Source organism: Citrobacter sp. Awk 4 (assembly GCF_028069725.1).
Classification (GTDB): Bacteria; Pseudomonadota; Gammaproteobacteria; order Enterobacterales; family Enterobacteriaceae; genus Citrobacter_D.
Window position 1 is genome coordinate 1 of sequence record NZ_JANEWG010000061.1, and the last position, 25156, is coordinate 25156.

General features: G+C 52.2%; 26 protein-coding genes and 2 pseudogenes. 10 read left to right on the forward strand and 18 right to left on the reverse strand.

All coding sequences use genetic code 11. The features are described 5' to 3' along the window. From NNO04_RS19420 to NNO04_RS19460, 9 genes and pseudogenes are all read right to left on the reverse strand, one after another. Nucleotides 1–214 (reverse strand): annotated as a pseudogene (locus NNO04_RS19420) (hypothetical protein); the annotation flags it as partial. Beyond that, nucleotides 211–1017 (reverse strand): SDR family oxidoreductase, encoded by an 807-nt coding sequence (locus NNO04_RS19425; protein WP_271446043.1) that lies wholly within the window; start codon nt 1015–1017, stop codon nt 211–213. The pseudogene NNO04_RS19420 and the gene NNO04_RS19425, both read right to left, overlap by 4 nt. Then, on the reverse strand, nt 1004–1669 hold the full coding sequence (locus NNO04_RS19430; protein WP_271446044.1) for a TenA family transcriptional regulator: 666 nt from the start codon (nt 1667–1669) through the stop codon (nt 1004–1006). The genes NNO04_RS19425 and NNO04_RS19430 overlap by 14 nt, the downstream gene beginning before the upstream one ends. Further along, complete coding sequence (locus NNO04_RS19435) at nt 1666–3108, reverse strand: AMP-binding protein (protein ID WP_271446045.1); 1443 nt, start codon at nt 3106–3108, stop codon at nt 1666–1668. Before NNO04_RS19435 ends, NNO04_RS19430 begins: the two co-directional genes overlap by 4 nt. Beyond that, entirely contained in the window at nt 3089–3745 is a 657-nt protein-coding gene (locus tag NNO04_RS19440) for a thermostable hemolysin (protein ID WP_271446046.1), read from the reverse strand. Before NNO04_RS19440 ends, NNO04_RS19435 begins: the two co-directional genes overlap by 20 nt. Nucleotides 3746–4041: 296 nt before the next feature. Next, on the reverse strand, nt 4042–4617 hold the full coding sequence (locus NNO04_RS19445) for a cytochrome b/b6 domain-containing protein (protein WP_271446047.1): 576 nt from the start codon (nt 4615–4617) through the stop codon (nt 4042–4044). A gap of 333 nt (nt 4618–4950) precedes the next feature. Then, entirely contained in the window at nt 4951–5985 is a 1035-nt protein-coding gene (locus NNO04_RS19450) for a hypothetical protein (protein ID WP_271446048.1), read from the reverse strand. 10 nt (nt 5986–5995) lie between these two features. Next, on the reverse strand, nt 5996–7534 hold the full coding sequence (locus NNO04_RS19455) for a hypothetical protein (RefSeq protein ID WP_271446049.1): 1539 nt from the start codon (nt 7532–7534) through the stop codon (nt 5996–5998). A 37-nt stretch (nt 7535–7571) separates the two neighbouring features. Continuing rightward, nucleotides 7572–8075, reverse strand: a complete 504-nt coding sequence (locus NNO04_RS19460) for an SMI1/KNR4 family protein (RefSeq protein ID WP_271446050.1) — start codon at nt 8073–8075, stop codon at nt 7572–7574. A 589-nt stretch (nt 8076–8664) separates the two neighbouring features. On the opposite strand from NNO04_RS19460, the gene NNO04_RS19470 reads away from it, so the two are divergent. From NNO04_RS19470 to NNO04_RS19515, 10 genes are all read left to right on the forward strand, one after another. Further along, complete coding sequence (locus NNO04_RS19470) at nt 8665–10803, forward strand: AAA family ATPase (RefSeq protein WP_271446051.1); 2139 nt, start codon at nt 8665–8667, stop codon at nt 10801–10803. Beyond that, entirely contained in the window at nt 10803–12584 is a 1782-nt protein-coding gene (locus NNO04_RS19475; protein ID WP_271446063.1) for a UvrD-helicase domain-containing protein, read from the forward strand. The genes NNO04_RS19470 and NNO04_RS19475 overlap by 1 nt, the downstream gene beginning before the upstream one ends. Before the next feature lie 182 nt (nt 12585–12766). Continuing rightward, nucleotides 12767–13639, forward strand: coding sequence for a GTPase family protein (locus NNO04_RS19480; protein WP_271446052.1), 873 nt, complete (start codon nt 12767–12769; stop codon nt 13637–13639). Nucleotides 13640–13883: 244 nt separating this feature from the next. Then, the gene (locus NNO04_RS19485) at nt 13884–14600 is read left to right on the forward strand and encodes a helix-turn-helix transcriptional regulator (RefSeq protein WP_271446053.1); all 717 of its coding nucleotides are present in this window, start codon (nt 13884–13886) and stop codon (nt 14598–14600) included. A 35-nt stretch (nt 14601–14635) separates the two neighbouring features. Next, nucleotides 14636–15088 (forward strand): hypothetical protein, encoded by a 453-nt coding sequence (locus tag NNO04_RS19490; protein ID WP_271446054.1) that lies wholly within the window; start codon nt 14636–14638, stop codon nt 15086–15088. Nucleotides 15089–15331: 243 nt separating this feature from the next. After that, nucleotides 15332–15805 carry a hypothetical protein gene (locus NNO04_RS19495; RefSeq protein ID WP_271446055.1) on the forward strand — a complete coding sequence of 158 codons (474 nt, stop codon included), beginning with the start codon at nt 15332–15334 and terminating at the stop codon, nt 15803–15805. Between the two features lie 174 nt (nt 15806–15979). Next, nucleotides 15980–16522, forward strand: a complete 543-nt coding sequence (gene radC / locus NNO04_RS19500) for a RadC family protein (protein WP_271446064.1) — start codon at nt 15980–15982, stop codon at nt 16520–16522. Then, entirely contained in the window at nt 16519–16740 is a 222-nt protein-coding gene (locus NNO04_RS19505; RefSeq protein WP_012543032.1) for a DUF987 domain-containing protein, read from the forward strand. The genes radC and NNO04_RS19505 overlap by 4 nt, the downstream gene beginning before the upstream one ends. Nucleotides 16741–16765: 25 nt before the next feature. Next, nucleotides 16766–17131: a type IV toxin-antitoxin system YeeU family antitoxin gene (locus NNO04_RS19510; RefSeq protein WP_154681610.1), complete on the forward strand. Its 366-nt coding sequence runs from the start codon at nt 16766–16768 to the stop codon at nt 17129–17131. Nucleotides 17132–17169: 38 nt separating this feature from the next. Next, on the forward strand, nt 17170–17499 hold the full coding sequence (locus NNO04_RS19515; protein ID WP_271446056.1) for a TA system toxin CbtA family protein: 330 nt from the start codon (nt 17170–17172) through the stop codon (nt 17497–17499). A 322-nt stretch (nt 17500–17821) separates the two neighbouring features. On the opposite strand, the gene NNO04_RS19520 is transcribed toward NNO04_RS19515, so the two are convergent. The 9 genes and pseudogenes from NNO04_RS19520 to NNO04_RS19560 all read right to left on the reverse strand — a co-directional run. Further along, a complete protein-coding gene (locus NNO04_RS19520) occupies nt 17822–18037 on the reverse strand; it encodes an ogr/Delta-like zinc finger family protein (RefSeq protein WP_072133644.1) in 216 nt (71 codons plus the stop codon). 68 nt (nt 18038–18105) lie between these two features. Then, the gene (locus NNO04_RS19525; protein ID WP_271446057.1) at nt 18106–19206 is read right to left on the reverse strand and encodes a phage late control D family protein; all 1101 of its coding nucleotides are present in this window, start codon (nt 19204–19206) and stop codon (nt 18106–18108) included. Beyond that, nucleotides 19203–19688, reverse strand: a complete 486-nt coding sequence (locus NNO04_RS19530) for a phage tail protein (RefSeq protein WP_271446058.1) — start codon at nt 19686–19688, stop codon at nt 19203–19205. Before NNO04_RS19530 ends, NNO04_RS19525 begins: the two co-directional genes overlap by 4 nt. Continuing rightward, a complete protein-coding gene (locus NNO04_RS19535; protein WP_271446059.1) occupies nt 19685–22756 on the reverse strand; it encodes a phage tail tape measure protein in 3072 nt (1023 codons plus the stop codon). Before NNO04_RS19535 ends, NNO04_RS19530 begins: the two co-directional genes overlap by 4 nt. Further along, nucleotides 22749–22868 (reverse strand): GpE family phage tail protein, encoded by a 120-nt coding sequence (locus tag NNO04_RS19540; protein ID WP_000763315.1) that lies wholly within the window; start codon nt 22866–22868, stop codon nt 22749–22751. Before NNO04_RS19540 ends, NNO04_RS19535 begins: the two co-directional genes overlap by 8 nt. Nucleotides 22869–22882: 14 nt before the next feature. Continuing rightward, the gene (locus tag NNO04_RS19545; RefSeq protein ID WP_271446060.1) at nt 22883–23185 is read right to left on the reverse strand and encodes a phage tail assembly protein; all 303 of its coding nucleotides are present in this window, start codon (nt 23183–23185) and stop codon (nt 22883–22885) included. A 54-nt stretch (nt 23186–23239) separates the two neighbouring features. After that, the gene (locus NNO04_RS19550) at nt 23240–23755 is read right to left on the reverse strand and encodes a phage major tail tube protein (RefSeq protein ID WP_271446061.1); all 516 of its coding nucleotides are present in this window, start codon (nt 23753–23755) and stop codon (nt 23240–23242) included. Between the two features lie 9 nt (nt 23756–23764). Further along, nucleotides 23765–24937 (reverse strand): phage tail sheath protein, encoded by a 1173-nt coding sequence (locus tag NNO04_RS19555; protein WP_271446062.1) that lies wholly within the window; start codon nt 24935–24937, stop codon nt 23765–23767. Between the two features lie 91 nt (nt 24938–25028). After that, nucleotides 25029–25156: pseudogene (locus NNO04_RS19560) on the reverse strand (IS3 family transposase); the annotation flags it as partial.

Genomic DNA, 25156 nt, shown 5'->3' on the forward strand with positions numbered 1-25156 from the left:
CCGACCAGATAAGCAATGATGCATCAGCATTATTTTTCGCCTGACTCGCACTATGGGCTCGCTGGCTCAGCGTGGTAAAGCAGCTCTCTTTTTTTGCTTCAAGTGTCTGATACTGGCAAACGGACCAGTCGTGTTGCAGATTTTCAAGCGTCGCATTCGCCAGGGCAGAGACGGGAAAAGCCGCCGTCAGGAGCAATGTTTTCAACATTTTCATTTGTCTTCACCTTTGAATGTGCCCTGGGTATAGGACTGGATCACCGGTAATTTTTTACCCAGCGCCTTATCTACCATGCCGGGAAACCAGGCATTGATTTTAACGAACAGTCGTTCCATCGCGCCGAAGCGGTAGAGTTTCTGCTCTGTCTCAAGGAGATGCACCAGGCGTGCGGCGACAAATTGCGGGGAATCACTGCTGTTGCCCAGTTTGCGGTTAAGCGCGTAAACCTCGTCACTGTTGAGTGCCGTTTCAGTGGCTCGCGGCGCGGCATACAGTACGCTGATACCATTCCCTTTTAATTCACGCCCCAGCGCTTCCGACAAACGGTGCGTGGCTGCTTTGGTTGCGCTATACACGCTCCAGGCAGGGTGCCCAATTTCACCAAAGATCGAGCCAATGTTGAGGACGATGCCCTGCGGATTAAACTTATCCAGCATGGCACGGGTCAACAGTGTGGGGATTTCGATATTGGTTCTAATCTGTTCCCGAATATCGTCAAAAGATTGTTGCTCAAACAGCGCAAAACGGCTGGTCCCGGCATTGTTGATCAGGATATCCAGTTTGTTCTCATCTTTGAATCTGCTGGCCAGCGCGACGATTTCGTCATCGGTATAACTGTTCATTAACGCAATATGATGCCGTTCCGGATTGGGAAGCACCTCTTTCAGAAGCGTCATTGCCTGCGCATTGCGTCCAACCAGGCAGAGTCTGGCCCCTTTTTGCGCCAGCCCCTGTGCCAGCGCTTGTCCGATACCGCCGCTGGCACCGGTCAGCAGGACTGTTTTATCATGCAGGTTCATGCGTGGTCTGCCCCAGTTGGTTAAGCATCTCTGTGTACAGGCGATAGACGCGACGTGCGGCATAGATAATGGCTGCCTGATCGGCTTCGTCAGTCACAGTGTCCATGAGTGAGGCGAAAAATTTAAGATGTCCCTGATCAAGTTCGCCGTGTGAACGCAGGTAGGTTGTCGCCTGTTCTGGCAGCCCCAGCGTCCGTTCCACCTGGGCTGCAATCGCGGTAGCAATAGATACACTGGTCCCTTCCAGTACCTGTACCATACCGAAAATACTCATAGGGTTGACCCGTTCTATGCGGTAGTACAGCCAGGCAACCATCATTTCTATCGGTATCCCTGGGGTGCCATTGCGAACGCTTTCCACATCACCACCGCAAGCCCGAATGTCGTTCAGGATCCATTCCTGGTGCCCGTACTCTTCATCAATATATTCAGCAATCGCGCCCCGAACGGCTTCATGTGAGGCTGGCAGGCGGCTGCCCGCACTCATCAACAACGGTACGGTATGGCTGACGTGATAGTAAGCCTGCGTCAGAAAAGCGATATACAGGTCGCGTGAGATGTCACCAGCCTGACAGCGCGCTATGACAGGCGAGGAGAGTAAACCCAGGCGTTCCGCCTCTGTCTGTTGTTGTAATTTGTTATAAAAACTCATGATGACTCCTCCTCACTGCAGGTGAGAATGTGTTGCCAGAGGGATTGCCGGATGAGTTCCCGGCGTGGGCGACCATTTGCCGTGAGCATGCCTGGCTCTGAAATGGCTGAAGTGAACAACAAGCGATGGAACTGCGCATAATCAGGCAGGCGAGTGGAAAGGGCCAACAGCTGTTCGCGCGCCTGCGTCTGTTGCCCGTCGAAGGCATCGACCAGTGCAACGTTATGCCTTAAGCCTTCTCCAAAAATCACGATCCGGCGTACAGCCGGACAGGTCATGGCCTCTGCCTCAGGCCATTCAGGTGAAAAATTACGACCAAAGGCGTTTATCTGCACATTCTTCAGGCGTCCCTGAATACTAACAAACCCGTGTTCATCGATATTGCCAAGATCGCCGGTGGCAACCGTGGGTGAGGCAGGTGTGGCTCCCAGATAGCCCAGAGCGTTGGCCGGGCTGGTGACACACAATTGCTGCTGGTCATCAACATGGATCCGGATACCCGGCAACGGCCGACCAACGCTGTTCTCTTTTATGGCGTCGGGCAGATTGAGAGCAACGACAGAGCCACATTCGGAGAGTCCATACCCTTCATATACTGGTAAATCACTCGTTATCGCCATTGTCAGCAACGAAGCCGGAACCTTGCCGCCGCCTGCGGCGACAAACCGTAAAGATTGCGTACTGCCCGGCACCTGCATGTGCAGATGCAATAACACCCGTAGCAACTCCGGAACCAGCACCAGGCTTTGTGGGCACCAGGTGGTCAGCGCCTGAAGAAACTGGGCTGGATTAAAGCGGCTGGAACCTTCAAATCCAATCCGGGAGGGGGGGAGTATCACCGTCTCAGCGCCAAGCAGCAGAGGGATGTAAACGCCGCACAGATTCTCCAGCAGGATACTGAGCGGCAGTGTCACCAGGTGTTTTTCCAGATTCAGGGGTTGCAGTGTGGCCGCTAACGTTTGAGCCATCCATATCATACCATCCAGACCCAGGCAGACGCCTTTTGGCTCTCCGGTTGTACCGGAGGTATACGTTATCTTTGCTGTTCCGGCTGGCAGAGTCACAGGGTCCTCTACTGCACGGATTTGCAGTCTTCCGAGTACAAAATTGTGTTCCTGCCAATCCGCCAGGATTTCTCCGCCGATTTGTGCATCCACAGAGGCTGATGATCGTACCCAGGCTTTCTGTTGCCCGCTGAAAAAGGAGGGGACAGGGATGATCACCACTCCACTTACCAGGCATGCGAGATCGATAATGGCCCATTCAGGGCAGTTATCCATTTCAAGTGCCAGCCGTTTTACCCTGAGGGAAGATAATTGTTCGGCCACTGCCTTAACGGCTTCATGGTATTGCAGCCAGCTCCACGAGCGAGAATCGCCCTGCAGGGCGATGGCATCTGGCTGAAGCGCAACCTGTTTGTCAAGCGTGTTCAGAAGCATAAGATCCTCCGGAAGGGGTTATCCAGGGAGCAGAAGGCGAATCAGCAAACATTCCCAGCAACAGGCTGGTCTGACTCAGTGTGGTTTGCCCACCATGTAACTCCCCCGCCATAATTTGTGGGTCATGTTCGTAATAGCTCCCCCATTCACGCGCAGCTTCTCCAAGCCTTGTCGGGTCAGCAGGCATCAACGTGACTGGTTGCAGATTCAGGCGGAAAAAGGTATTGCGTATTTTTTTAGTTCCGGTAAAGACAATCCACGAATAGCAGTATTGATTGAGAAGCAGACATAGCGCCGCATACATTATTCGGGCGCTTGCCCCGTCGCTCGCGGCAAAATTACCAATTTCAACAATCGAGTCGCGTGAAACGGGATGCGGCAATCGTGCAGACAGCACGGCTTCAACCGGGACATCAAGATAGTGTTCGAGGTATATCGCACCCATTGAGGCTGGCTGGACGCCACAGGCTGCTTTTAATTCTCCGTTGGCATCGAACATTCCAAGTAACCATGGCATGCAGCGCGGAAGCGAAGCATGATAAAACTGAGAATAACTTTCACGAATAAACACTGAAATATCATTCTGCTCATGTTCACCAGGAAACCAGCGCAACGTATAGGGGGATAAAATTCGCATAGGAAGACCTCTTTTAGCGTCTTACCAGTCTGGCGGGTCAACATTATGTCAACATTAAGTTGAGTATGAATCAGGTAATTTAAATCTGATGAAACAACCGTCACGGGAAAAATATTTGCTCCCGATGTCACTTGACGCTCCGATGGAAAAGACGTAGCTGCACATCGCATCTTTCAGGAGGAACCTGGCAAATGTGCAGTGAAAGGAACAAAAACATCTGTCTGAGGTTTAGGCATAAAGGCCCAGTGAGAGACATGATTTCGTGCTTTTATCGTCCCTGTTATCGACCGCTCAGCTCAACTCTTACGCAATTGTTGCACACGTAACGTTATGAGAATGTGGAGTATCCCCATTGCACCATGAGCCCAGAAGTAGGTTTCAATAAATACAGTTAAAAACTTATGCAAATGTAAAACCAGGCGCGTAAGGGAGGCATCAGGGCCATACATCGTATTCAGGATAAACCAGAGTCCGCCACATGCAGCAGTCCCCAGCAGCGACACGACGCCAAGTCCTTGCACTATCGCAGCCATTCCGCCGGAATGAGCTTCGGGTAAACGGAACTTCTGCAGTGTTCTCACATCGTCCACGATGCCGCGAAAATCCATGAACATCCACGAAAAATAGTACCGAAAACTTCTCCGGGTCATCATCCAGGCCAACATGAGAAAGCTACAAAGCAGTAATCCAAATCCTGAAATGATGTGCAGCCAGGTGACAATACCTGTCGGAGTTAATTGTCCCATATCCTCACGCTCGGTCAGGTTCGAATTGATGATTTGAACCATAACCAATACCGCGACAACAATGTGCAGGACCCGAAAGAACTGACTGTCCTGATGTGGAAGTACATTACGTAAATGGGTAGTCATGATTTCAGTGTCTTTACCTGTAAGATATTATGTCAGGCTGACAGGAAATGATTAACGGAACCTTAATCTCCTGGTTACAGGGGGGAAGTAGCTTCCAGGCTTTGTCCACCTTAATAGAAACGTAAAACGTCTGCTCATGGCACAAAGCGGACGGGGCGAGGTACTGAAGGGCTGCTTTGAGCGAATAGCGGAAGTTAATGACATCATTTTGTGGCCGTAAAAGACGAGTACGGTTAGTCCCCAACGACTCCTAAGCATCCATCAAAAGTTGTGACGTTTTTGCTGCAACCGGAAGAATGGCCGCATCTGCATAAGCGATGCGGTTTAACAGAATCAGATCATCAAAAAGTGCTGCGCAATTTGCAAACCGACAGAAAGCCCAACAACACAGGCCATCACCGTCAGTGCAAAACGGTGACGAAATCGGGATTTGAGAAATTTCACCTGTAACGCTGCAACAGCATTATCAATGCTTATTTGCCTATCGTCGTGCTGCTTCACGACGATGGATAACTCTTGCTGGAGCGCATCACACTGGTTTACGGTTGATTTTACCGAATCAAGCAAAGTCTGACGGTTTCGCTCAAGTTCGGCGAGCAGTTGCTTATAAGACAACTGCTGTTCCTGCGACAACGACTGTTGCAATGTCTCAACACGACCCTGTTGTACAGCGTGATTGTCCTCCATTATCTGTTCGAGAATGTTGTGCCGCCTTACCTGCTCCTCTAGGCCACTTTGCAATTGCAGTGCAAGATCCGAGGAAAATTTCGCGACACGCTGTTCAAGTTCGGCTAGCAAGGTCGCGTTTGCCTCGCCAATTTTGTTTTCCGCCTCTGTCACCCGTTTTACGCAGCCAACCAGTTGCTTAGCCTGATCTTGCGTTACTCCTTTTGCATCCATCAATCCTTGGTTAGCCTTATTAATCTCTTTTTGCTGTTCTTCCAGCAGCACCTGTTGTTTCAGGATCTGTTCATTTTGTTCAGCAAGGGAGTGTGTCTGACCTTCCAGAATGTTTTGCTGGTCCAATAAAATCTGTTGTTGCTGGTTCAGTAGTTTGGATAGTGCCGTATTGACAATCAATAACTGAGAAGATTTTTGCGTCAGGCGACCAATGGCTTTATTGAGATCAATCTGTGCATCCTGTAACACATCGTCGCGATCGTTCCACCAGTTAGTTATAAAGTTTCCATCCCTCTGTTCCCTACGCAGGCGATCAAGATCCTTTGCGCTCTTCTGAACCGTTTGCTGCTCCTCCGTCATGCCGCTGATTAATTCTTTAATGTTGCTGTCGCGAAAGAGACGTTCCGGCAAATCTGCAGACGAAAAGGCTTGAATGACCTGAAGTTCCTGCTTATTTAACAAACTCATTTTATTGTTCTCAAATATTTTTCAAAAAATCATCAATTTCAGCTTGGCTTTCATTAATAAACGCAATTGCAGCGGTACTCCGTGCCACCTGCGCAGCCGTTTCATTAGTTGTCCTCTCAAGACTTGCCAGCGTTGCTATAGTCGAAATCGTGGCAGTAGCCAGGTTTCCCCCAATGGCTTGATACTGGGTTATTGCGTTCGCGTAATTTTCAATATTACCGAGTGAACTCTCTGAAAGAATCACCAGTTCTCTGGCAAACGCTTCCCGACGTTTGCTATCTGCGAGCATCTCATCCATCAGTTTTTCGCTCGGCGTAAAACGGGAACGATCAAAAAACATGTCTATCTGATATGCGAAAAAGGCGGACAGTAACCCGGTGGCAATACCAATAAGCACTGGCGTTAGCATATCTGCAAACGGTTTCAGAAACGGTACGGTCGCCATAAACGTCACGATGCTTTCGTTCAACAACATACCGACTGAAGTCAAGATGACAGTAGTGAGAATTTTCAACCCTTCCTGTAACGCCTGCTGTGCTGTCATATGTTCCGGCGGGAAGAAAATCATTTTGAACGCCCGGAAAAGTCCCAACAGCCCTTCCCTAATCATGGTCACGAAACGCTTTGCGGTTGAGAGAAAATTATTAAGCAAGAAGGTGAGTAAATTACTCATAAATCCACTCACACCGCCCTGGAACATTTGCCCCAGCGCATCGGGGATTTTTTTGACCACGGAAGCAATTACTCGCATTAAGCGCTGGCGGATCTCCTCAAACAACGTTTTACTCATCTCAACGCCGTGTTGAATGAGAACTTTGAATTCATTAAACAAGCCATTCACCAGTTCAGTGAGCAGTAAACCAAGTGCTTGTCGCAGCCCCATCTGCAACGCCTGTTGGCCGCCTGTCTGCAACAACTCTTTGCCCTGTTTTTTAATCAGCGCCGAGTTAAGCGTTGTCGAAATATGGTCATCCGATTGTTTCTTCGCTGCTGCGACTCGCTCAGGATCCAGCTTAAACCTTTCGCCATTTTTTTCTGCAAAAGTATCCAGTTCAGATGCACCTTTAGAACGGTTAATCGACTTATGTGTGGTCACCAGATTTTCGTCGGCATTAGCCATTTTCACTACTTTTTCAACACCTTCCCCGGTTTCCAGAGCAAGATGCACTTTCTTATTATTGGACAATGTATTTAATGAAGTAACATGGTCGAGATCCATATCCGCAGCATTGGTCGTTTTCCCCGTATAACCATCAACGCCACCAGCCCGTAGTTTCTCGCTTTTTTTTGTAAAATCTTTACTTTCATACTCTTTGCGCTGGTAATCTTGACGCGATTTCGCATGACTGGACATGTCTTTATCTGCAATGAAATCTGACTCTTCGCGCTCGAAATTATGCAGCGTTGTAACATTGCCGCCGTTGCGATCTTCAAACATGGCCGTTGAAAGCCCGAAAGGCCCGATAATTTGTGACAACACTTGCTGCTGGCAATCGTTAAAGAGTTTTTGCAGGCGCTGCTGTTTTAATTCTTCATATGTTAAATCCATTTACCCTCCAGGTTTATCTAACCAACTACAAAAAGGCCTACATTTGCTCTACATACTGCGTGAACCACTGAATGAAGCTGTCCGCTTGTTTTTCACGCGCGCCATCATCATGCCAGAGCGTGATAATCTGCCCGGGAATCCCAACGTCAGTCGGCGCGAGGTCAAGGCAAAGATGATCGCCCGCCCCATTGTAGGTAAACGGGACCCAGGCGGGATTCCACCATTCTGAACGAATACCGCTTTGCGGATTCGACTCTGTTCCCTCAAAATCACCACCATCGAGTAACCATTTCCAGACGCGCCACTCCTGTAAAATGCGCGAAGTGGATAAGAACTCGCATTCATCAAACAGTCCGTGGCTAATACCGTGCTGGCCATTGTGAATTTTCATGCAGGCAACAAAATCGGCAGGCAAACTCACACCCAGAGCCTGCTCTAACGTGACGATGTCCTCATCAGTGGCCGGGGGGGCAAGATCTGCTAATAAATCAGGGTCGGTGTCTTGCAGGATGGCTTCCAGTTTTTCCCATAGTTGCTTCATAGTTTTTGTTCCTTTCAATCCATCTGTTTATTAACGGCATATTCGACAGAGAATTAAGTAATATTTCGTGCGTATGGCTGTCAGAAAATGAGTTAATCACAACCAACTGACAACCTGTGTCAGCCTTCCTTAGGTGTTGTTGCAACGAAACTCTCGAGACCCGCCCAGCGTGTGAATGATGGTCTTAGGCTGCACTGAAAAAACTAGCCTTCATCTTACGCTGCAAAGCCATTAACAGAATAAAATTAAGATCATAAGTTATGGTAGCTTCATTACCGCTCTTAGGGATCATCCCCGGCGTGTGACGTGAAGTGTCACAGGCCGGGTTGTGATAGCTGGTAATGTTGCTCAGTGGCAGAGAACCGCCACGACAGAGCGGCGAATGTGAAGCAATATTCCACAACATCCGCTTCTGGCACAAAGTGGCATCCGCGTCGGCCAATGTCCGCTATGAGCTGTGAGTCAAACGTGTCGATGCAGCACTATCTTAATCAAGGTGGCAATTCGCTATTCGCAGTTATACAGCTGTTGCGCTAAAATCGTGGGCAAAAAAACAAAGGCAGCTCAAGGAGCGGCAGGCCGGAGAACCATGCATATTTCCAAACTGACACTAGTCAACTACAGGAACTTCAAGAACACGTCTCTGCGGTTTCACAAGGGAGTGAATACCATTATCGGGGAAAACGGCTCCGGTAAATCTAACATCCTGCGAGCTATTCGCCTCCTGCTTGACGACACCATGGTGCGTGCTGCCTATCGCCTAGATGAGTCAGATTTCAGCCGCTCACTCGGTCAATGGCAGGGCCACTGGATCATCATCAGCATGGAGTTCGATGAGATCACCACCGATGAATCCGTTCAGGCACTCTTCCTCCATGGAACAGCTCCCGTGGATGATGGGCCAATTCATAAGGCCACCTATAACCTGATCTTCCGGCCTAAAAAAGAAATCAGGTTGAAGCTAGCAGCCTTGGGAACGTTTGAGTATGAGCAACTCTCGGAGATCCGTGACTCAATCACGATTGATGATTACGAAACGATTTTCACTGGACGGAGCAGGGCCGACTTCGACAATCCTGCAGTATACAAAAGCATCGTTGGCGATTTCGATATTTGTGACTTCCCATCAGAGACGGAGCTTCCAGAAATCGGGGCAAAGGTGCCCGGTTTCCTTTCCGTAACGAAAGAGGTATCGCTGACTTTCATCCAGGCCTTGCGCGATGTTGTTTCTGAGTTCCACAACAACCGCACCAACCCTTTACTCACCCTGCTCAAGAGCAAGAGTGGAGAGATCAATCCAGCGACGATGGAGCCAATCACCGAGATGGTCCGCGAACTCAACACCTCGATCGAAGGCCTAGAGGACGTTCAATCTGTTCGCAATCACATTCGAGAGACCATCAAGGACGCCGCAGGTGAAACCTACTCGCCAGCGTCACTCTCGATCAAATCCGATCTTCCCGAAGAAGCCGATAAGCTTTTCCAGTCTCTCCGACTTTTCGTGGGTGAATCCGAGGAAGGGTACGAAGGTGCAATTCATGAGCTGAGCCTCGGTGGAGCCAACCTCATCTATCTGACGCTCAAACTACTTGAATTCAAGTACCAGCGCGAAAAGCTGACCATGGCCAATTTCCTCCTGATCGAGGAGCCGGAAGCGCACATCCATACACACATTCAAAAAACCCTGTTCGATCGCATCGCATACAGCGACGCGCAGATCATCTACACCACTCACTCCACTCACATCTCCGAAGTCAGCAATGTAAGCAATGTCAACATCCTGGGCCGTCATGGATCGTTCTGCGAGGCCTATCAGCCTGCCAGAGGTCTTGAGCCCACCCAGATCAACAGTATCCAGCGTTACCTAGATGCGGTGCGTAGCAATCTGCTCTTCGCCAAAAGCGTTATACTCGTCGAAGGTGATGTGGAGGAAATTCTGATACCAATCCTAATTAAGCTAGTACTGGGAGTAAGCGTTGACGAGTTGGGCATCAGTGTCATCAACATTCGCAGCACAGGCTTCAAGAATGTTGCGGTTCTCTTCCATAACCTCCGCATTAAGAAACGATGTGCCATCATCACTGATTTGGACCAAGCCTTCTTTGACATCACCGTACAGACAACTGATACCGAAAGTGTGACTAAGATAAAGGCCAAAGCCGCTGGGTCCCAGAAAGCTGGTTTAGAACGGCAGGCCGATCTGACCGAGTTCACTGCAGAAAATCCATGGCTTGCAACCTTCTATGCGAAACACACATTCGAGGTCGACTTTGTCGCAGCCGGTAACCATGAGGCCGTTGTCCAAACCATTCCAAAAGTCTATAAGGACGAGGGAACCAGGGAAGAGGCGAAGCAGCAACTCCAATCCGGAGACCTGCGACAAATGGGTCGCCGTACGCTAACGATGGCCAAGCAAGAGGGCAAGGGGTGGTTCGCTCTCTTGCTCGCTGAGTACCTCACTCCCCAAGTCCAGATCCCAGCCTACATCATGCAGGCCATTCATTTTGCACATGGCACATTTCCTCTTCCCCTTCTTGTCAGAATTCTCCAACATCGCGCCGAATACCGATACGGTTCCGATGTGATGAATTCGCCAGCGAAGCAGGCATTTCTTCTGGAAGTTGAGCGGTTTGCGCAAGGGTATATTGGCTTGGCTGAACTCAGGACAGCAATCGGACTCATGCTACCAGGAGACGCCATTGATGCATTCTTAGCGGAGATACAGTGATGTTCGCTTGGGACCCAAGAGACCTCAATCCAGAGCAGGCGGCGGCAGTGATCGAGCCATCAAGTATCTTTCTGATCGCTTGCCCTGGTAGCGGTAAAACCCGAACCCTGACATACAAAATTGCCTACGAACTCACACGTCGTATTGACAAGCGGATCGTCGTAGCCATTACCTACACCCACCGAGCTGCAGATGAGATTCAAGAGCGTATTGAGGATCTGGGAGTCGACACTTCGGGCCTATGGATTGGTACGATCCATGCGTTCTGTCTAGAGTGGATACTCAAGCCATACGGCATCTACTCCCCTGAACTTGCACACGGTTACTGCGTGATCGACCCGCATGAGCGTGAACGTCTACTGGAGAGGCTATGCTCTCCGTATAAAGGTGTCACTCATTGGGATTGCGATTACTACGTTACTGAGACGGGGTATCAGCTTGGCTGTGCAGATATAGGAAAACACCATATCATTCATGAGGTTTTGAAGGCGTACTTCGACGAGCTTTCAGCGAACCGACAGATCGACTTCGAACTTATCCTTTGGCATGCCTACAGATTGATGCGTGACAGAGCCCAAATCGCAGTGTTGCTCTCGCGTGTGTTTTCCCACATCCTTGTTGATGAGTATCAGGATACCAAACAGATCCAGTACACTATTGTGACGTCCATACTTCGAGCAGGCAGCGGAAAGACCAAAACACTCATCGTTGGCGATCCGAATCAAGCTATCTATGGTTCACTGGGTGGCTACGCTATGCCGGTGGATGAATTCCGTACCCGTGCCGGGATCTCGATTAAGGAGCTTGCGCTTAGCCGGAACTACCGCTCCAGTGAGCGAATTATCAGTTATTTTTCGAACTACAGCGTACACGCAACAAAAATCAACGGTGCAGGCAAACATGCCAAGTATCCTAGTCAGGTGACCTACAATCAAAACGTAACACACAGCGATGTGCATGATGAGATAGTGAGGTTGATTCGGGCCAGTCTCGCCAACGGTCACTCTCCCGAAAACATCTGCGTTCTCGCTCCACAGTGGGTTTTGCTTGCATCCACGACACGAAAACTAGTGGCGATGTTGCCTGACCAGCAATTTGATGGCCCTGGCCTCGTCCCTTTCAGTAACAACTTCGATAATTTCTGGTTCAAGGTCTCCAAAATTTTACTAACGGACTCCTCCCCCAAACTGCTTGTCAGGCGAATGCGTTGGGCAAACGACGTGATAAAAGACCTCGATAGTTTTGGCGTTGACACCAAAACACTGACTCCGCGTTTCTTACTGCGGGAGATTAACGCACTCGCAGTCGATGAAACTGACGGACTCCGCTACCTGGACCAGGCCTTCAACGATCTGCTCAAGAGGCTCGATATCTCCCTGGAAATCCATCCTGCGCTCTTGACCCACCGAGAGGCATTTTTCAGCAGCTCGGCAGCGCGAATAGCGCGGCTGCAGAAGGAAGGGGCGACGTACATCAATCAAGTTTCATTCTTCAAAAAAGTTTTTCGCGAGCGAACCGGTATCACTGTCTCCACCATCCATGGAGTCAAGGGCGCCGAGTTCGACGTCGTCATTGCCTTTGGCTTACTAGAGGGTATGGTACCGCACTTCAATGAAGCTAATAGACATATCGCTGCAAGCAAGCTCCTTTATGTATTGAGCTCCCGAGCTCGTAAGCATCTTCACTTGATCTCGGAGTCAGGACGACAGAGAGGAAGATACGGTGTCTATACCTCGACCGAGTTACTCGCGGCTTGCCACTTCAGTTACGACCCGGACTAAAAATGTTAGTCGGATTGACCGCTGAGACAGTAGTATGTATTACTGCTTTGAGGCATGCTTAACTCAATGAGCTCACTTGCCTAACTCGCACTCCAAATAATTTCAGACAGATATTATCTCCGTGAATCCCCCGCATCCTATATGGATTGCGGGAATTTTTGTTTTCACGCTGAGATCTCTGTATGAATAAAACTGACGGCCTCCGGGCCATTGAGAAGCCACTGGCTTCCCTGCCCCACACTCTTCGCAACCACATTCTTGAACGTCTTCGCAACCTGACACAATACGAGCCGGTGATCGGCATTATGGGTAAAACAGGTGCCGGAAAGTCGTCGCTCTGCAACGCCCTGTTCCAGGGTGAGGTTACACCAGTCAGTAATGTTGAGTCCTGCACCCGTGACGCGCTGCGTTTCCGGCTCAGCCATGGCATCCACAGTCTGATGGTGGTTGATTTACCCGGCGTGGGTGAAAGTGGTCAACGTGACGAGGAGTACACCACGCTTTACCACCGGACCTTACCCGAACTGGATTTGGTGTTATGGGTCATCAAAGCTGACGATCGGGCATTGTCTGCGGATGAACATTTTTATCGAAAGGTCATGCTGGCGTATCAGCACCGGGTGTTGTTTGTGGTTAATCAGGCCGACAAGGCCGAACCCTGCCACGAATGGAATATCACCGGCAACATGCCTTCCCCGGCTCAGCAGTTAACAATTGAAGCCAGGCGTGGCGCTGTCCGGCAGTTGTTTATGCCGCATTATCCGGCCTGTGTGGTATCGGCCAGAACTGGATGGGGGCTGGACGCGATGGTGGAAATCATGATGCGTTATCTGCCTGACCGGGCCACCAGCCCACTGACAACCCAGTTGCACGGGAGGCTCTGCACCGAACCGGTAAAAAAGCAGGCACGCGAACGCTTCAGTGAGGCGGTGGGAAAGGTGTTTGATACGGCGGAGTCGTCGCTTATTCCGGCTCCACTGAAAACAGTCATCCTTACTGTGCGCAACACTGTGATGTCGGTAGCACGGGCCGTCTGGGACTGGATATTCTTCTGATATCGCTATTTTTCTCTGCGAATGATGGTTCGTCTGTTAATGATTTGTTGATTGTGGTCATGCCCTGTCCACTGAGTTTTATCATCAAACGAATCAGGAGACCCATCAGTGTCTGTAAGACGAACTCTCACAAGCCCGGAGCACTAATAAAAAATAGTTCCGACGTTGTCCATACCCTGTCCACCCCTTCCTTTAAAGTAATCAGCATTAATTCAGATAGTTAACTTCTCAGGAGAAATCTTTCATGACGCTTCAGGAGCGGCGACATGACCGGCTTGCTGTCAGGCTGTCGTTGATTATCAGTCGCCTGGTGTCCGGTGAAACGCTGTTTATTCGCAAACTGGCAACTGAATTCGGGGTGTCAGAGCGCACTCTGCGTCGGGACTTTCGAGAACGTCTGATATATCTCGACCTGGATTATCACCAGGGACAGTGCAGTCTGCGCTCAGACATTCACAGTACGCGGCAGGAAATAGACATTCTGACCTTTGCTCACCGTACGGGGCTGACCGGGGTTTTCCCTGGTTTTGACCGACGACTGGTCAGCAGCCTGCTGGACTGCGATGATCGGCCATGTCTGGTCTGGCATCATGACAGGCCTCAGCCCCCGGCAGGAAAGCTCTCCTTCTACAGGCTGGTCAGAGCTATCTCAGGACGTCAGCGTATCTCTCTTCTGACTGAAGGGGAACGTCATGAGGCTATTGCCCCTTATCGACTAATCGCTCTGGACAGTTACTGGTATCTGGTCGCTGAGCATAATGAGCAATTATGTGTCTTCCGGCTGGATGAGATTCATCTGGTAAGGCCATCCAGGGAAACGTTTATCCGCAGTGAGTTTCTCTATCAGTTGTCGGAGGACAAACATTTTATCTGTGCCTTACCCCATTTCCGTTTTATTCAGCAGTCTCTGAACGCATTTTCTCCATCGGGAAGCCACGGGCAACCCGGACAAACAGATTAAAAATTGTATCCACAATCGAAAGTAAGGTTAATGCAATGAAAAAATTACAATTATTTTCTTTACTGCCACCCATATTGCTCCCCTTGCTTATGGCAGGTAATGCTCACGCAGCGCGTCCTTACGGCGGCTTTTTACCTGCGGCAGTGAATGATAAGAATGGAAATATATTCTGGTGTGACGCTCACCGACAGGTCAGAAAACTGTGCTCAGCGACCGAAGTCGACTCAACGGGATGGTTTATTGTTGTTCGCTCAAAACCCTCCAGTGATTGCCCGGGAGGAAAGTGGGGCTGGATCAACCCTGACAAGGGAGATGTGGCAACAGGGTATACCATTACGCCCGATAAAGAATTTAATCTGACCATGAAGGATATGTGCAGTCCGGAGATGAAAGTGACATTTCGTCCGAATAAAAAGGATCCGAATTATGACGATCTCGTCGGGATTTATGCAGGTAAAGAAGCGTTTCGCTATAAACAAATAAAATAATACCAGTAAATACATTGACGATACTCGTCGCAATAGCCGTCATTATGTCTGTCAATGCCCACAGGACGTATGGCGGCTTAAAAACAAATGATGAGTTGACTTATTTCTGGTGCTGACCGGTACGACTGGTATTGCTGGTCTGACAAATAGCAAACACATGTGGTGAATCAATCCATCCGTTTATTTATTACTTTATCGTTTTCATCAACAGAAGGCTTTATTACCTGATTTGAGGACAACATTATGCGACTGCCTTACGTAATATTCACAACAGCGATACTGGCTTCTGTATCAACAGCACATGCCATTCCCAATATGTGGACGAGTGGTTTTGGAATGGGGGTTACAGAGTACATTATCAGTAGCCCTGAAAAGGTGGTTTTTAACCTCAACTGCACCGGTAACCCGGATGAACAGAACATTCTGCAGCATGGCGTATTAGTGACTCTGCCAAATGGTACGATGCTGGATTCTCACGACGCCGGGACAGAAATAACGGTGGTCATGGATAACAGTCAGTACCCATTACCTTCATCCCTCGGATGGCGAAATGGCGATAACGCCTGGGTGTCATTTATTGACGCGCTGGGTCAGGCGGCGAATTTCGATGTTTACGTCAACGATAATAAAGTTGGCTCCTTCAGCCCGGGTCTGAAGAATACGCAAAAAGAACTGTCTGGCCTCAGTGGCTGCCGGACCACACACTACAGCGATTAATTGCTCACATTACTGGCTCTCCAGCCAGTAAGCCACATACGCCAGATAACGCACAGGCCATGTTCCTTCGGGGACATGGCCTTTTTATTTTTATTCCATACACAGATAAGGAGCTTTCCCATGCGATTAGCCAGCCGCTTTGGCCGTATAAACCAGATACGCCGTGACCCGAACATGAGTACCGCATTATCCCCGGTGTCATCACAGCCTGAACTCTTTCCGCTGGCGGTTATGGCTCAACATGGTTGCCTGCTTCCCGCGACTTCCGGATTGACACCCTATGCCCAACGGACCATTCGCCGGGCTATCAATCTGCTGGATAAATATCTGCGCCAGCCCGGCATATCTTTTACCTCAAGTGCTGCTGCCCGTGACTGGCTTCGGTTACAGCTGGCAGGACAAGAACGGGAAGTGTTTATGGTGCTCTATCTTGATAATCAGCATCGTTTACTGGAGAGCGAAACGCTGTTTGCCGGTTCAGTTAACCATGTCCAGGTCCATCCCCGCGAAGTAGTGAAGTCAGCGCTTCGCTTAAATGCTGCAGCTGCCGTGCTGGCGCATAACCATCCATCCGGTGATCCGGAGCCCAGTCAATGTGACCGCAACATTACGGGCAGGCTTAAAGAAGCGTTAGCACTGGTTGATGTGAACACGCTCGATCATCTGGTCATCGGCTCAGAGGGCATTGTGTCGTTCGCGGAGCGAGGGTGGATATGAAAATCATCAGTAAACGCCAGGCAATGACCCTATACCGGCAACATCCTGGCTCCCGGCTGTTTCGCTTCAGTACGGGAAAATATAAATGGTCAGGCAGTATCTGCCATTATGCTGGCCGCGAGGTGGAAGATATACGCGGCGTTCTGGCCGTATTTGCTGAACGTCGTCAGGACCGCAATGGTCCCTATGTCATTCTTCGAAGTGTCACTCTCAATTAATCTTTCCCTTTAATCAGGAACAATAATGAACAATCACTCCGAATCCGGTACTAAGCCGGATAATCCCGCCTGCCAGCAGTGGGGACTAAAGCGCACGATCACACCCTGTTTTGGCGCTCGTCTGGTGCAGGAAGGCAACCGGGTGCATTTTCTCGCTGACCGGGCCGGATTCAACGGTGCTTTCAGCGACGGGGATGTATTACACCTGGACCAAGCTTTTCCCCTGATACTCAAGCAACTGGAACTAATGCTCACCAGCGGCGAGCTAAATCCCCGCTATCTGCACTGCGTCACGTTTTACCACAACGGACTCACCTGCGAAGCCGATACACTCGGCTCCTGTGGTTATGTCTACATTGCTATTTATCCTGACCAGACTGAGCCGCATTAGCTCACCACTTATTCCCTGAACATCACAGAGTAAACATCATGCAAACCTTATCATCACACCCGACACGGGCGGCTCAGCCCTGCCTGTCACCCATTGAAATCTGGCAGTGCCTGCTAACTCATCTGTTGTCGCAGCACTATGGCCTGACGCTGAATGACACACCGTTTAGTGATGAAACCACCATCCAGGAGCATATTGACGCCGGGATATCTCTCAGCGATGCGGTGAATTTTCTGGTAGAAAAATACGGGCTTGTCCGTATCGACCGGAAGGGATTTTCGTGGCAAGAGCAGACCCCGTATCTTTCCGTAGTGGATATTTTGCGAGCAAGGCGCTCTACCGGCTTGCTAAAAACTAACGTGAAATAAACACATAAATACAGAGCAGACTGAAGGAAAGCAAAATGCTAATCTCACAAACGAAGAGACTCCTGCTGTAACCCCACCTCCCCTGCAAAAAACCTGACATTTTCTTTTAGGACCAACAATGGGACCAAAATGAAAATTGAACTGAATATTATCAAATATTAAACAACAAGTTACACAACCAATTCAGACTCCGCCAGCCCACCAAATAAAACAAGGGGTTACGTGAAAACGTAGCCCCTTTTTCTTTGGTAGTGGCGGCAAAATGGCGGCAGACGTTCAGACTGTGGCGGCAAGAGGCAATAAAAAACCCGCCAACGGCGGGTCAGTAAGAAAGCTGTTGCTGCATCCCTTTGGGATGCGGTGGAGCGGCACTGATTTTCTCGGGACGGCAGACAGAACGAACAAAGGTTTCATGCGTTACGAACGTATGCCCGCACTCAATATTGGTACACTGGTTGTAACGCTCTTTGGTTTGAGTAGAGACTTGAAAACTACTGCGTGTGTGTGCGGCCTGACCACACAACGGACAATTCATCATATATCAACTCTCCTCATTTTTGCTGCATTCGCAACAATGATACATCATCATTCAATATTGAGAACCATTTATTCCATTTCGAGATCGTCAATCTTTACTTCAAGCTCCAGACTGGTCGTAAAACCGTTATCCGGACTGACGGTATGCATAAGTGTGGTGATGGTCCACTCTGCATCATCAATAGGCTGCTTAAAGCCGCTCACCTTTACCGGCATTTCGGTGTAGAGGTCTGCCCGTCCCTCAACGAGCTGCAGGGAGAATGACGCCACCCCACGCTGCAGACGCTCCCATTGCATTTTTGCAGCGCGTTCCGCATTGCTGCGGTTGGCATAGGTGCGATTAAGAACCAGCACGTTTTCATCAGTACCTACCAGATAATCACCCTGTTTTGCTTCCGGCTCTTTGGGCGCGGCGGTTTTCTTTCGGCGGCGCTTCACCTGGGTTGTCTCTTTCTTCTCCGGTTCACGGGTATGCAGCCAGCTGGCAATCACCCCCGTATACGCACCGCGATCGGCCAGGGTAAAACGGTGGCCATCTCCAGCTTTGCGCGTGATGGTGATAACCGGCAGCGGCTTACCGCTCGCCGTTCTTCCCTGCCCCTGGCGGATAAACAGCAGGTTTCCATTCTTAACGGACGCAATCGCCCCGTACTGGTGCGCCAGCTTCATCAGGAAACTCGCATCGCTTTCGTTGGTCTGGTCCAGGTGATCCAGCGCCTTGCCGGTCAGGTCTTTACCCATCGCCATATTGAGGTTATGCCGGGCGGCAATTTCCTTTACCACGTCCCCCACCGTTGTCTGGTGCCACGACTTTTCACGCCGGGTATTGAGGGTTTCACGAAAATCAGCGCTACGGGCACGGATGGTCAGACGGTCAGGCGCACCGCTGTGCTCAATCTCATCCACGGTGAAAGAACCTTTCGGGAAAAGCGGTTGACCTTTCCACCCCAGCGCCAGCTGAATGACCGCACCGCGTCGCGGCAGAACGATCTGCCCGTCGGCGTCGTCCAGCTCCAGATCAAGCTGGTCCGCTTCAAAGCCCCGGTTATCGGTCAGCGTCAGACTCATCAGGCGCGGGTCCAGCGTAGCCGTCACGTCTTTGCCTTCAATGACAATACTGAACGCCGGGCTTTTGCTGTTCAGGTCCAGGAGATCAGAACTCACATTCACTGCAGCAACCCTCCAACTGTGTTTTTAATACTCTCTATCGCAGAGGTTGCGGAGTCCTGCAGGTTACTGAGCTGATCGCTCAGGTTGCCGAACATATCAGTCAGCGACTCATCAACCCGTTTCAGGGTCAGCGTGAACTCAATCCTGCGCGGCATCCCGTCGCGGAAAAACTCCGCTTTCGTCTGGCTCAGTCCCTCAATCACGAACATGCCGTAAATGGTTCCGCTACCCTCAATCAAAGGCCACGCTTTACCCAGCTCTGCCATCTGCTCCAGCGCCAGCAGTGACAGCCTGCCGCCGGTGACTTCCGGCAGCAGAACACCGGACAGGGTCAGTGAGTCGTTATCCGGGCCAAGAAACTGCGTGGAGGGGCGGCGGTTCACCCGGCTGTTGACCGCATGGCGCCAGCTGCGCTGATACTGCAACTCCTGATACGGCACGGTGCGCAACATAAAGACATATAACCCCAGCACCATCATCATGATTCATACCCCCCTTGATCGCTGAAATTACTGCGCGCTTTTGCCCTCGCCCGGCGCTCGCGTTCGTCAAGCTGGCGCGCCACTTCGCGGGCAATATCCTGCGCACTCTGCCCCGGCTGGGCGATGATATGGATGGGCGCGTTTATCTCATAACGAATGACTGACGGCTGGCTTTCAGCCCTCGCCGGCTGCGTCTGGCAGGCACTGACAGGAAGACTGAACGGGTGCAGCGGTACAGCCTCCGCTGGCGCAGCAGCCACCCCCATGGCGCCAGCGACCACGGAAGCCAGTGCGGCAGTGCGCCGTCTGCCGGTCACATTTGCCGGACCGTTGACAATTTCAGGGCCGTTTTCACCCACAATGCCAAACTGACCGCGCGGAATGATGCCCCCGCTGTCGTACATGCCCGCAAAACCCCCTGACGGAAACCCGCCAGGCGGTAACACAACCTTACCGTCACTGTTCACCGTGGCTGGAAGCTGTCGCGTAACCTGCTCAGGCAGTTTCGCTTTTGCCGCCTCTTTACTGACAATGCCGAGTTTTTCCAGCAACCACGATACGCCAGATTTCAGCGACTCCAGCGGGTGCATCACCATGCTGAGTCCTTCCGCCAGCGCCTCACCGAACCTGCGCCCCATGGCTGCGGCGTTGTTCAGTTCTTCGGACGTGGATTTCACCGGCGTCAGTAAATCCGTGAACCCTCCCCACAGCGCCTGCACCCTGTCGCCAATCCACTGAAATACAGGTCTGAGCGGCTCAAAGGCGGCGCTGATGGGCGCAGCAGCGGCTTTGAACCCTTCCACCACTCCAGCCAGAAATGCACTGATGGGCTGCCAGTATTTCCAGACAACCAGCGCCACACCAGCCAGTGCCGCCACAACCAACCCTATCGGACTGAGCAGTGCGCCCAGCAGACCAGAAATGCCATACAGCGCAACACGCAGCATGGCCAGCGGACCCGTCACCATGAAACGCAGCGCGCCACCGGCGGCAGACAGTCCACCCCGCAGCGCTGCCAGCGGGTTCATCACCATGCCCATAACATTGCGAATGCCGGACATTCCGTCACGGAACATCGCCAGCGGTGCGGCTGCCACCATTTTCAGCGCATTGCCCGCCAGCCCGGCAGAACGACGCAGGGAATGAAGGGGCGCACTCAGCAATCTGACACTGCCACCGGATGACGCCATACCACGACGCAACAGGGAAAGCGGCGCACCCGCCAGCCATGACAGCGCACTGCCGGTGCGCGTTACCGCCGCAGTGACAGACGGCAGCGTTTTCACGCCCAGCATGGACAGGCCAAAGCGGATCACCGCCAGCGGTCCCAGCACTGCCGCCACCGCTACAGCCAGTGTGCCGAGAGCAACGGTGATCGCTGCCATCGCTGCAGCCACTTTCATCAGGGTGCCTGCCAGTTGAGGGTTGGCCTCCACCCAGCGACGTAACGCCCCGGTGACGCTTTTCACGGAGTCCATGATGTCCATCAGCGGCTGGCGCAGCGTTTCGCCCAGGCTGCTGAACGTGTTCTGCGCGCCCGTTTTGACCAGCAACCACTGCGCAGACAGAGAATCTTTATTGATATCGGATTCTTTCTGTATGGAGCCGTACGCATCACCGCCCGATGTGAGTTTCAGCTGGCGCTGCAGCTCCGGCAGGTTGTTCGCCAGTTTTGCTGCATCATCGCCAAACTCCTTACCAAAAAGCATTGTCATGGCAGACAGGCGTTTGTCCTGCGGCAGGTGGTTCACCTTCTCCAGCACGCGCTGGATGGTGCCGATGGCGTCCGTGGTCATCTGCTTTTCAATCTCAGCCGGATTGAGTTTCAGCAGGTTCATACCTTCAAAGAATCGCTTGCTCTGCATGGTGGCAATCGACAGCTCACGCACCATGGCATTTGAAGCGCTGGCGGCAATTTCCGGTGCGGCCCCCAGAGACAGGAACGTGGAACCAAGAGCCGCCGCCTTGCGATAATCCAGGCGGTCAGCAACGCCCCCCATACGCTGTAGCACATCGATAATGTCCGCGCCCTTTGACATGGCGTTATCGTCCAGGTAGTTCAGCGCATCCCCCAGTTGTTCAATATTACGGGTCGGCACTTTATACAGGCTGGCGATTTTCCCCAGCCCCTCGGACAACTCATCGGCGGGCAGTTCAAACGCGGTGGCCGCTTTCGCTGCTGTGCTGGCAAAGGCCAGTAAATCGCGCTTCTGGTCTTCCCAGCGGTCATTCGGGTTCGCCACGTTCATGCGCGCGCCGCCTTCGACCAGTGCGGCGAAGTCAACCGCACCGTTTTCCATCGGCAACTGCTCACTGGCGGCCTTGATGGCGTCCTGCATTTCATAGAACCGGGCTGTGCGGTTGCCGTTATCATCGCGCAGGCCATTGACCTGCTTTGCCACGCCTTTCATGGCATCTTCCATGCTGGCATAGCTTTTCACTGCCGCCATGACCGGCGCGCCCATTACCAGCCCGGCGGCTGTCGTCGTCGCCCCGGCGCCGGCAATACGATCCCGCACTTCCAGACGGCGGGAATACTGATCGCGGACCGCATTCATTCTCGCCTGCTGTTCGCCCAGGCGTTTCAGGGATTTCATCTGACGATCCAGCGCCTGGCGGGTGTCGTCAGCATTCTGTCGCAGCTCCCGCTGCGCGCTGCTGAGTTTCTTTGTATCAAGTCCGGCTTCATTCAGCGCCAGGCGCTGGCGCTGCACCGACTGACGCAGGCCGTTGTATTTACCCTGCAGTTCAGTGACGCGGCTTTTTGCCTGCTCAAGCAGCCGCGCCTGCGCCGCCGTCGGGCGGTTGGTGGCAGTAAACTGTGTGGCAAGTTTTGCCGCTTCTTCGCGTGCGGTTTTGAGGCTGTTACCCGTGACCGCCAGCTGCGCGCTGGCCTTGCGAAAGCCGTCAATCTTACCCGCCTGGGCATCTAACGCTTTCAGCCGGGTGCGGCTTTGCTGAATGGCAGCAGCCAGCTCTTTTGAGCTGGCCTGCGCGGATCGGAATGGGCGGGTGAGCTTATCAACCGCATTAAGGATCACCTGCAGACGCAGGTTATTGTCACTCATCGCTGGCCCCGCTTCTCTGAATCGCTTTATGCCGCCACTCCAGCACATCAGTCAGCGGCATAACGTCAGTGATGGACGGCGACCAGTGAAAGATGGTGGCAATGTCTGCCACCAGGTCATCAACCGTCAGGCTGTCGGTAAACCGGCAAGCACCGACTTCTTCAACAAAAAAGTGACCACCTCCACCGACAGTGCGGTGAGATCGGCGGGGTCCAGTTCTGCCATTTCCTGCGCGGTCAGCGTCGGGGTGGAGATACGCGGGATAACGGTCATCATCGCGCCCACATCCATATCCATAATGGCCTGCAGGCGGGTGCCACGCAGCGCGCCGGACTGCGGCTTGCGCAGCACAATTTCGGTGATTTCGGTTTTACCACGCTTGATGGGAGTATCCAGCTGTACGGTCTTTTCAGTCTGCTTGTCGCTCATGTTCGTTTCCTGTTAATGGGGTACTGGCGCGGCTGCCCGCGCCGTCAGGGTTAATCAGAGGCCGAGGGCGTTGCGGTGCGCTTCCATCAGGTCCACACCGTCAACAATTTCAACCATGTTGACCACATCCACCTCATAGAGCACCTCACCGTTGATGGTCAGCTTCGCGTAGCTGTTGGTGCTGCTGACTTTGGTGGTACTGCTTTCGCCGGTCTTCCACTCGCCGGAATCCACTTCTTTGTGACGCCCGCGCACAACCAGCTCAACGGCCTGCACTTCGGCGGTGTCGTCGCGCTGAATGGAGCCGGTAAAACGCAGCTGGATACCATCCACCGTGGCTTTGCCCATCTGTTTGAATAACAACAGTTCGGTGCCACCGATTGAAAACTCGGTGTCCAGCGCGCCGTCATCCAGCCCCATATCCACATCCACCGCGCCCGGCATACCGCCGCCGCGATACTTCTCAAACTTGCGGGTAAATTTCGGCAGGGTCAGAGATTCAACGATCCCCTGCCAGTTGTTCCCGTCGTTGAACAGGTTCAGGTGTTTTAACTTGCGTGGTAATGCCATGGAGTCCCCTTACGCGGCTACCTTGCTGGAAAAGTCCATCAGGTACTGATCGGTGATGCGCTGGCGCAGCATCAGGTTTTCAAGCGGCGGCACCGGCGTGTAGTCGTAGTCGATGGTGAGTTTCCCGGCTTTCAGGGAGTCTTTATCGTTCACGGACTCATCCAGCCAGCAGTCAGCCCCGATGAGATACCCCTGATTCACCAGGCTGCGCAGTTTGGCGCGGATACCTTCAATAATGTCGCGGGCCAGTGACGGGTTAAGCGGCTTATCCACCGCCCACATGTGCGCCTCGGCAATGGTGTCAGCCAGCACCTGCGCCGTGCGGGTGTAGTTTTCAAAGGCAAACAGCGGATCGTCACTCAGGCAGCGGGAACCCCAGAAGCGGAATCCGTCCTTGCGGATAAGCGTGGTGACGTCATTCTGGTTCAGCAGCCCCGCATCAGTTGCCGGGTCCTGCAGATCCCAGAACACATCAGCAGAAATACCGGTGACGCCGTTCACACCCACGTTGGACAGGGTTTTGTGCCAGCCGGTCTGCTCGTCGATTTTGGCACGCAGGCCGAGCGCACGGGCGGAAGCGTAGGCCGCCGCGTCGGCATTCAGCACGGTGTCAAAGTTGATGAAATCAGGCCAGATCAGCATCCCCTCGCGCTGACTGAAATTGTCGCGGTAAGCGATGGCCTCTTCCACCGTCTTGCAGCCGTGGGCGGACAGGTAAGCAAAACCGCGCAGGCTCTGCGCCACACTCAGCAGTTCCGTGGCAACCGCCTGCGTGTCATGTCCCGGTACGCCGAGAATACGCGGCTTAACATTGAGCTTCGCCTGTGCCGACAGCAGCGCTTTCATGCCCGTTTTTTTACCGTCAGCGGTTACGCCGCCGATAATGTTGGAGGTGGTTTCCGCTTCGGTTTCACCCTGCGCCACGCGCACAACAACGGTCACAGGTTTTGCCTGGTCGGCAATCGCATCCAGCGATCGGGCCAGCGTGCCGGACTCGCCCGCTTTACCGCTGGCGGTCAGCACATCCGTCAGCAGGACCGGTGTGTTGAGGGGAAACAAAGCCGCATCGGCATCATCGCCGGTGCAGACCATGCCCACGATAGCGGTGCTCACCGTGGTAATGGATCGGGTGCCTTCGTTGATTTCAACAACGCGCACCCCGTGGTGGTAATCCTGAGCCATAAGGCAGTCTCTCCGGTTTACAGGGGTGTGCTTATGTTCTGGTTGATATGCGAATGGCGCACGTGTTTCAGTATGTACTGGCGCTGGCACAATATACCCGCTTGTGATTGACGTGAAGGCCCTCCCGACGCAGCAGCTGCCAGATGCGCCGATAACCAAAACGTCTGCGTTCAAGCGCCAGCTCAGTAATACGCCCTGATAAATGCGCATCAGCCGCCG

What these genes read in the sequence shown, in the direction of transcription:
- NNO04_RS19425 (WP_271446043.1), bottom strand. Translation starts at nt 1,017, where the DNA reads ATGAACCTGCATGATAAAACAGTCCTGCTGACCGGTGCCAGCGGCGGT.
- NNO04_RS19430 (WP_271446044.1), bottom strand. Translation starts at nt 1,669, where the DNA reads ATGAGTTTTTATAACAAATTACAACAACAGACAGAGGCGGAACGCCTG.
- NNO04_RS19435 (WP_271446045.1), bottom strand. Translation starts at nt 3,108, where the DNA reads ATGCTTCTGAACACGCTTGACAAACAGGTTGCGCTTCAGCCAGATGCC.
- NNO04_RS19440 (WP_271446046.1), bottom strand. Translation starts at nt 3,745, where the DNA reads ATGCGAATTTTATCCCCCTATACGTTGCGCTGGTTTCCTGGTGAACAT.
- NNO04_RS19445 (WP_271446047.1), bottom strand. Translation starts at nt 4,617, where the DNA reads ATGACTACCCATTTACGTAATGTACTTCCACATCAGGACAGTCAGTTC.
- NNO04_RS19450 (WP_271446048.1), bottom strand. Translation starts at nt 5,985, where the DNA reads ATGAGTTTGTTAAATAAGCAGGAACTTCAGGTCATTCAAGCCTTTTCG.
- NNO04_RS19455 (WP_271446049.1), bottom strand. Translation starts at nt 7,534, where the DNA reads ATGGATTTAACATATGAAGAATTAAAACAGCAGCGCCTGCAAAAACTC.
- NNO04_RS19460 (WP_271446050.1), bottom strand. Translation starts at nt 8,075, where the DNA reads ATGAAGCAACTATGGGAAAAACTGGAAGCCATCCTGCAAGACACCGAC.
- NNO04_RS19470 (WP_271446051.1), top strand. Translation starts at nt 8,665, where the DNA reads ATGCATATTTCCAAACTGACACTAGTCAACTACAGGAACTTCAAGAAC.
- NNO04_RS19475 (WP_271446063.1), top strand. Translation starts at nt 10,803, where the DNA reads ATGTTCGCTTGGGACCCAAGAGACCTCAATCCAGAGCAGGCGGCGGCA.
- NNO04_RS19480 (WP_271446052.1), top strand. Translation starts at nt 12,767, where the DNA reads ATGAATAAAACTGACGGCCTCCGGGCCATTGAGAAGCCACTGGCTTCC.
- NNO04_RS19485 (WP_271446053.1), top strand. Translation starts at nt 13,884, where the DNA reads ATGACGCTTCAGGAGCGGCGACATGACCGGCTTGCTGTCAGGCTGTCG.
- NNO04_RS19490 (WP_271446054.1), top strand. Translation starts at nt 14,636, where the DNA reads ATGAAAAAATTACAATTATTTTCTTTACTGCCACCCATATTGCTCCCC.
- NNO04_RS19495 (WP_271446055.1), top strand. Translation starts at nt 15,332, where the DNA reads ATGCGACTGCCTTACGTAATATTCACAACAGCGATACTGGCTTCTGTA.
- radC (WP_271446064.1), top strand. Translation starts at nt 15,980, where the DNA reads ATGAGTACCGCATTATCCCCGGTGTCATCACAGCCTGAACTCTTTCCG.
- NNO04_RS19505 (WP_012543032.1), top strand. Translation starts at nt 16,519, where the DNA reads ATGAAAATCATCAGTAAACGCCAGGCAATGACCCTATACCGGCAACAT.
- NNO04_RS19510 (WP_154681610.1), top strand. Translation starts at nt 16,766, where the DNA reads ATGAACAATCACTCCGAATCCGGTACTAAGCCGGATAATCCCGCCTGC.
- NNO04_RS19515 (WP_271446056.1), top strand. Translation starts at nt 17,170, where the DNA reads ATGCAAACCTTATCATCACACCCGACACGGGCGGCTCAGCCCTGCCTG.
- NNO04_RS19520 (WP_072133644.1), bottom strand. Translation starts at nt 18,037, where the DNA reads ATGATGAATTGTCCGTTGTGTGGTCAGGCCGCACACACACGCAGTAGT.
- NNO04_RS19530 (WP_271446058.1), bottom strand. Translation starts at nt 19,688, where the DNA reads ATGATGATGGTGCTGGGGTTATATGTCTTTATGTTGCGCACCGTGCCG.
- NNO04_RS19535 (WP_271446059.1), bottom strand. Translation starts at nt 22,756, where the DNA reads ATGAGTGACAATAACCTGCGTCTGCAGGTGATCCTTAATGCGGTTGAT.
- NNO04_RS19545 (WP_271446060.1), bottom strand. Translation starts at nt 23,185, where the DNA reads ATGAGCGACAAGCAGACTGAAAAGACCGTACAGCTGGATACTCCCATC.
- NNO04_RS19550 (WP_271446061.1), bottom strand. Translation starts at nt 23,755, where the DNA reads ATGGCATTACCACGCAAGTTAAAACACCTGAACCTGTTCAACGACGGG.
- NNO04_RS19555 (WP_271446062.1), bottom strand. Translation starts at nt 24,937, where the DNA reads ATGGCTCAGGATTACCACCACGGGGTGCGCGTTGTTGAAATCAACGAA.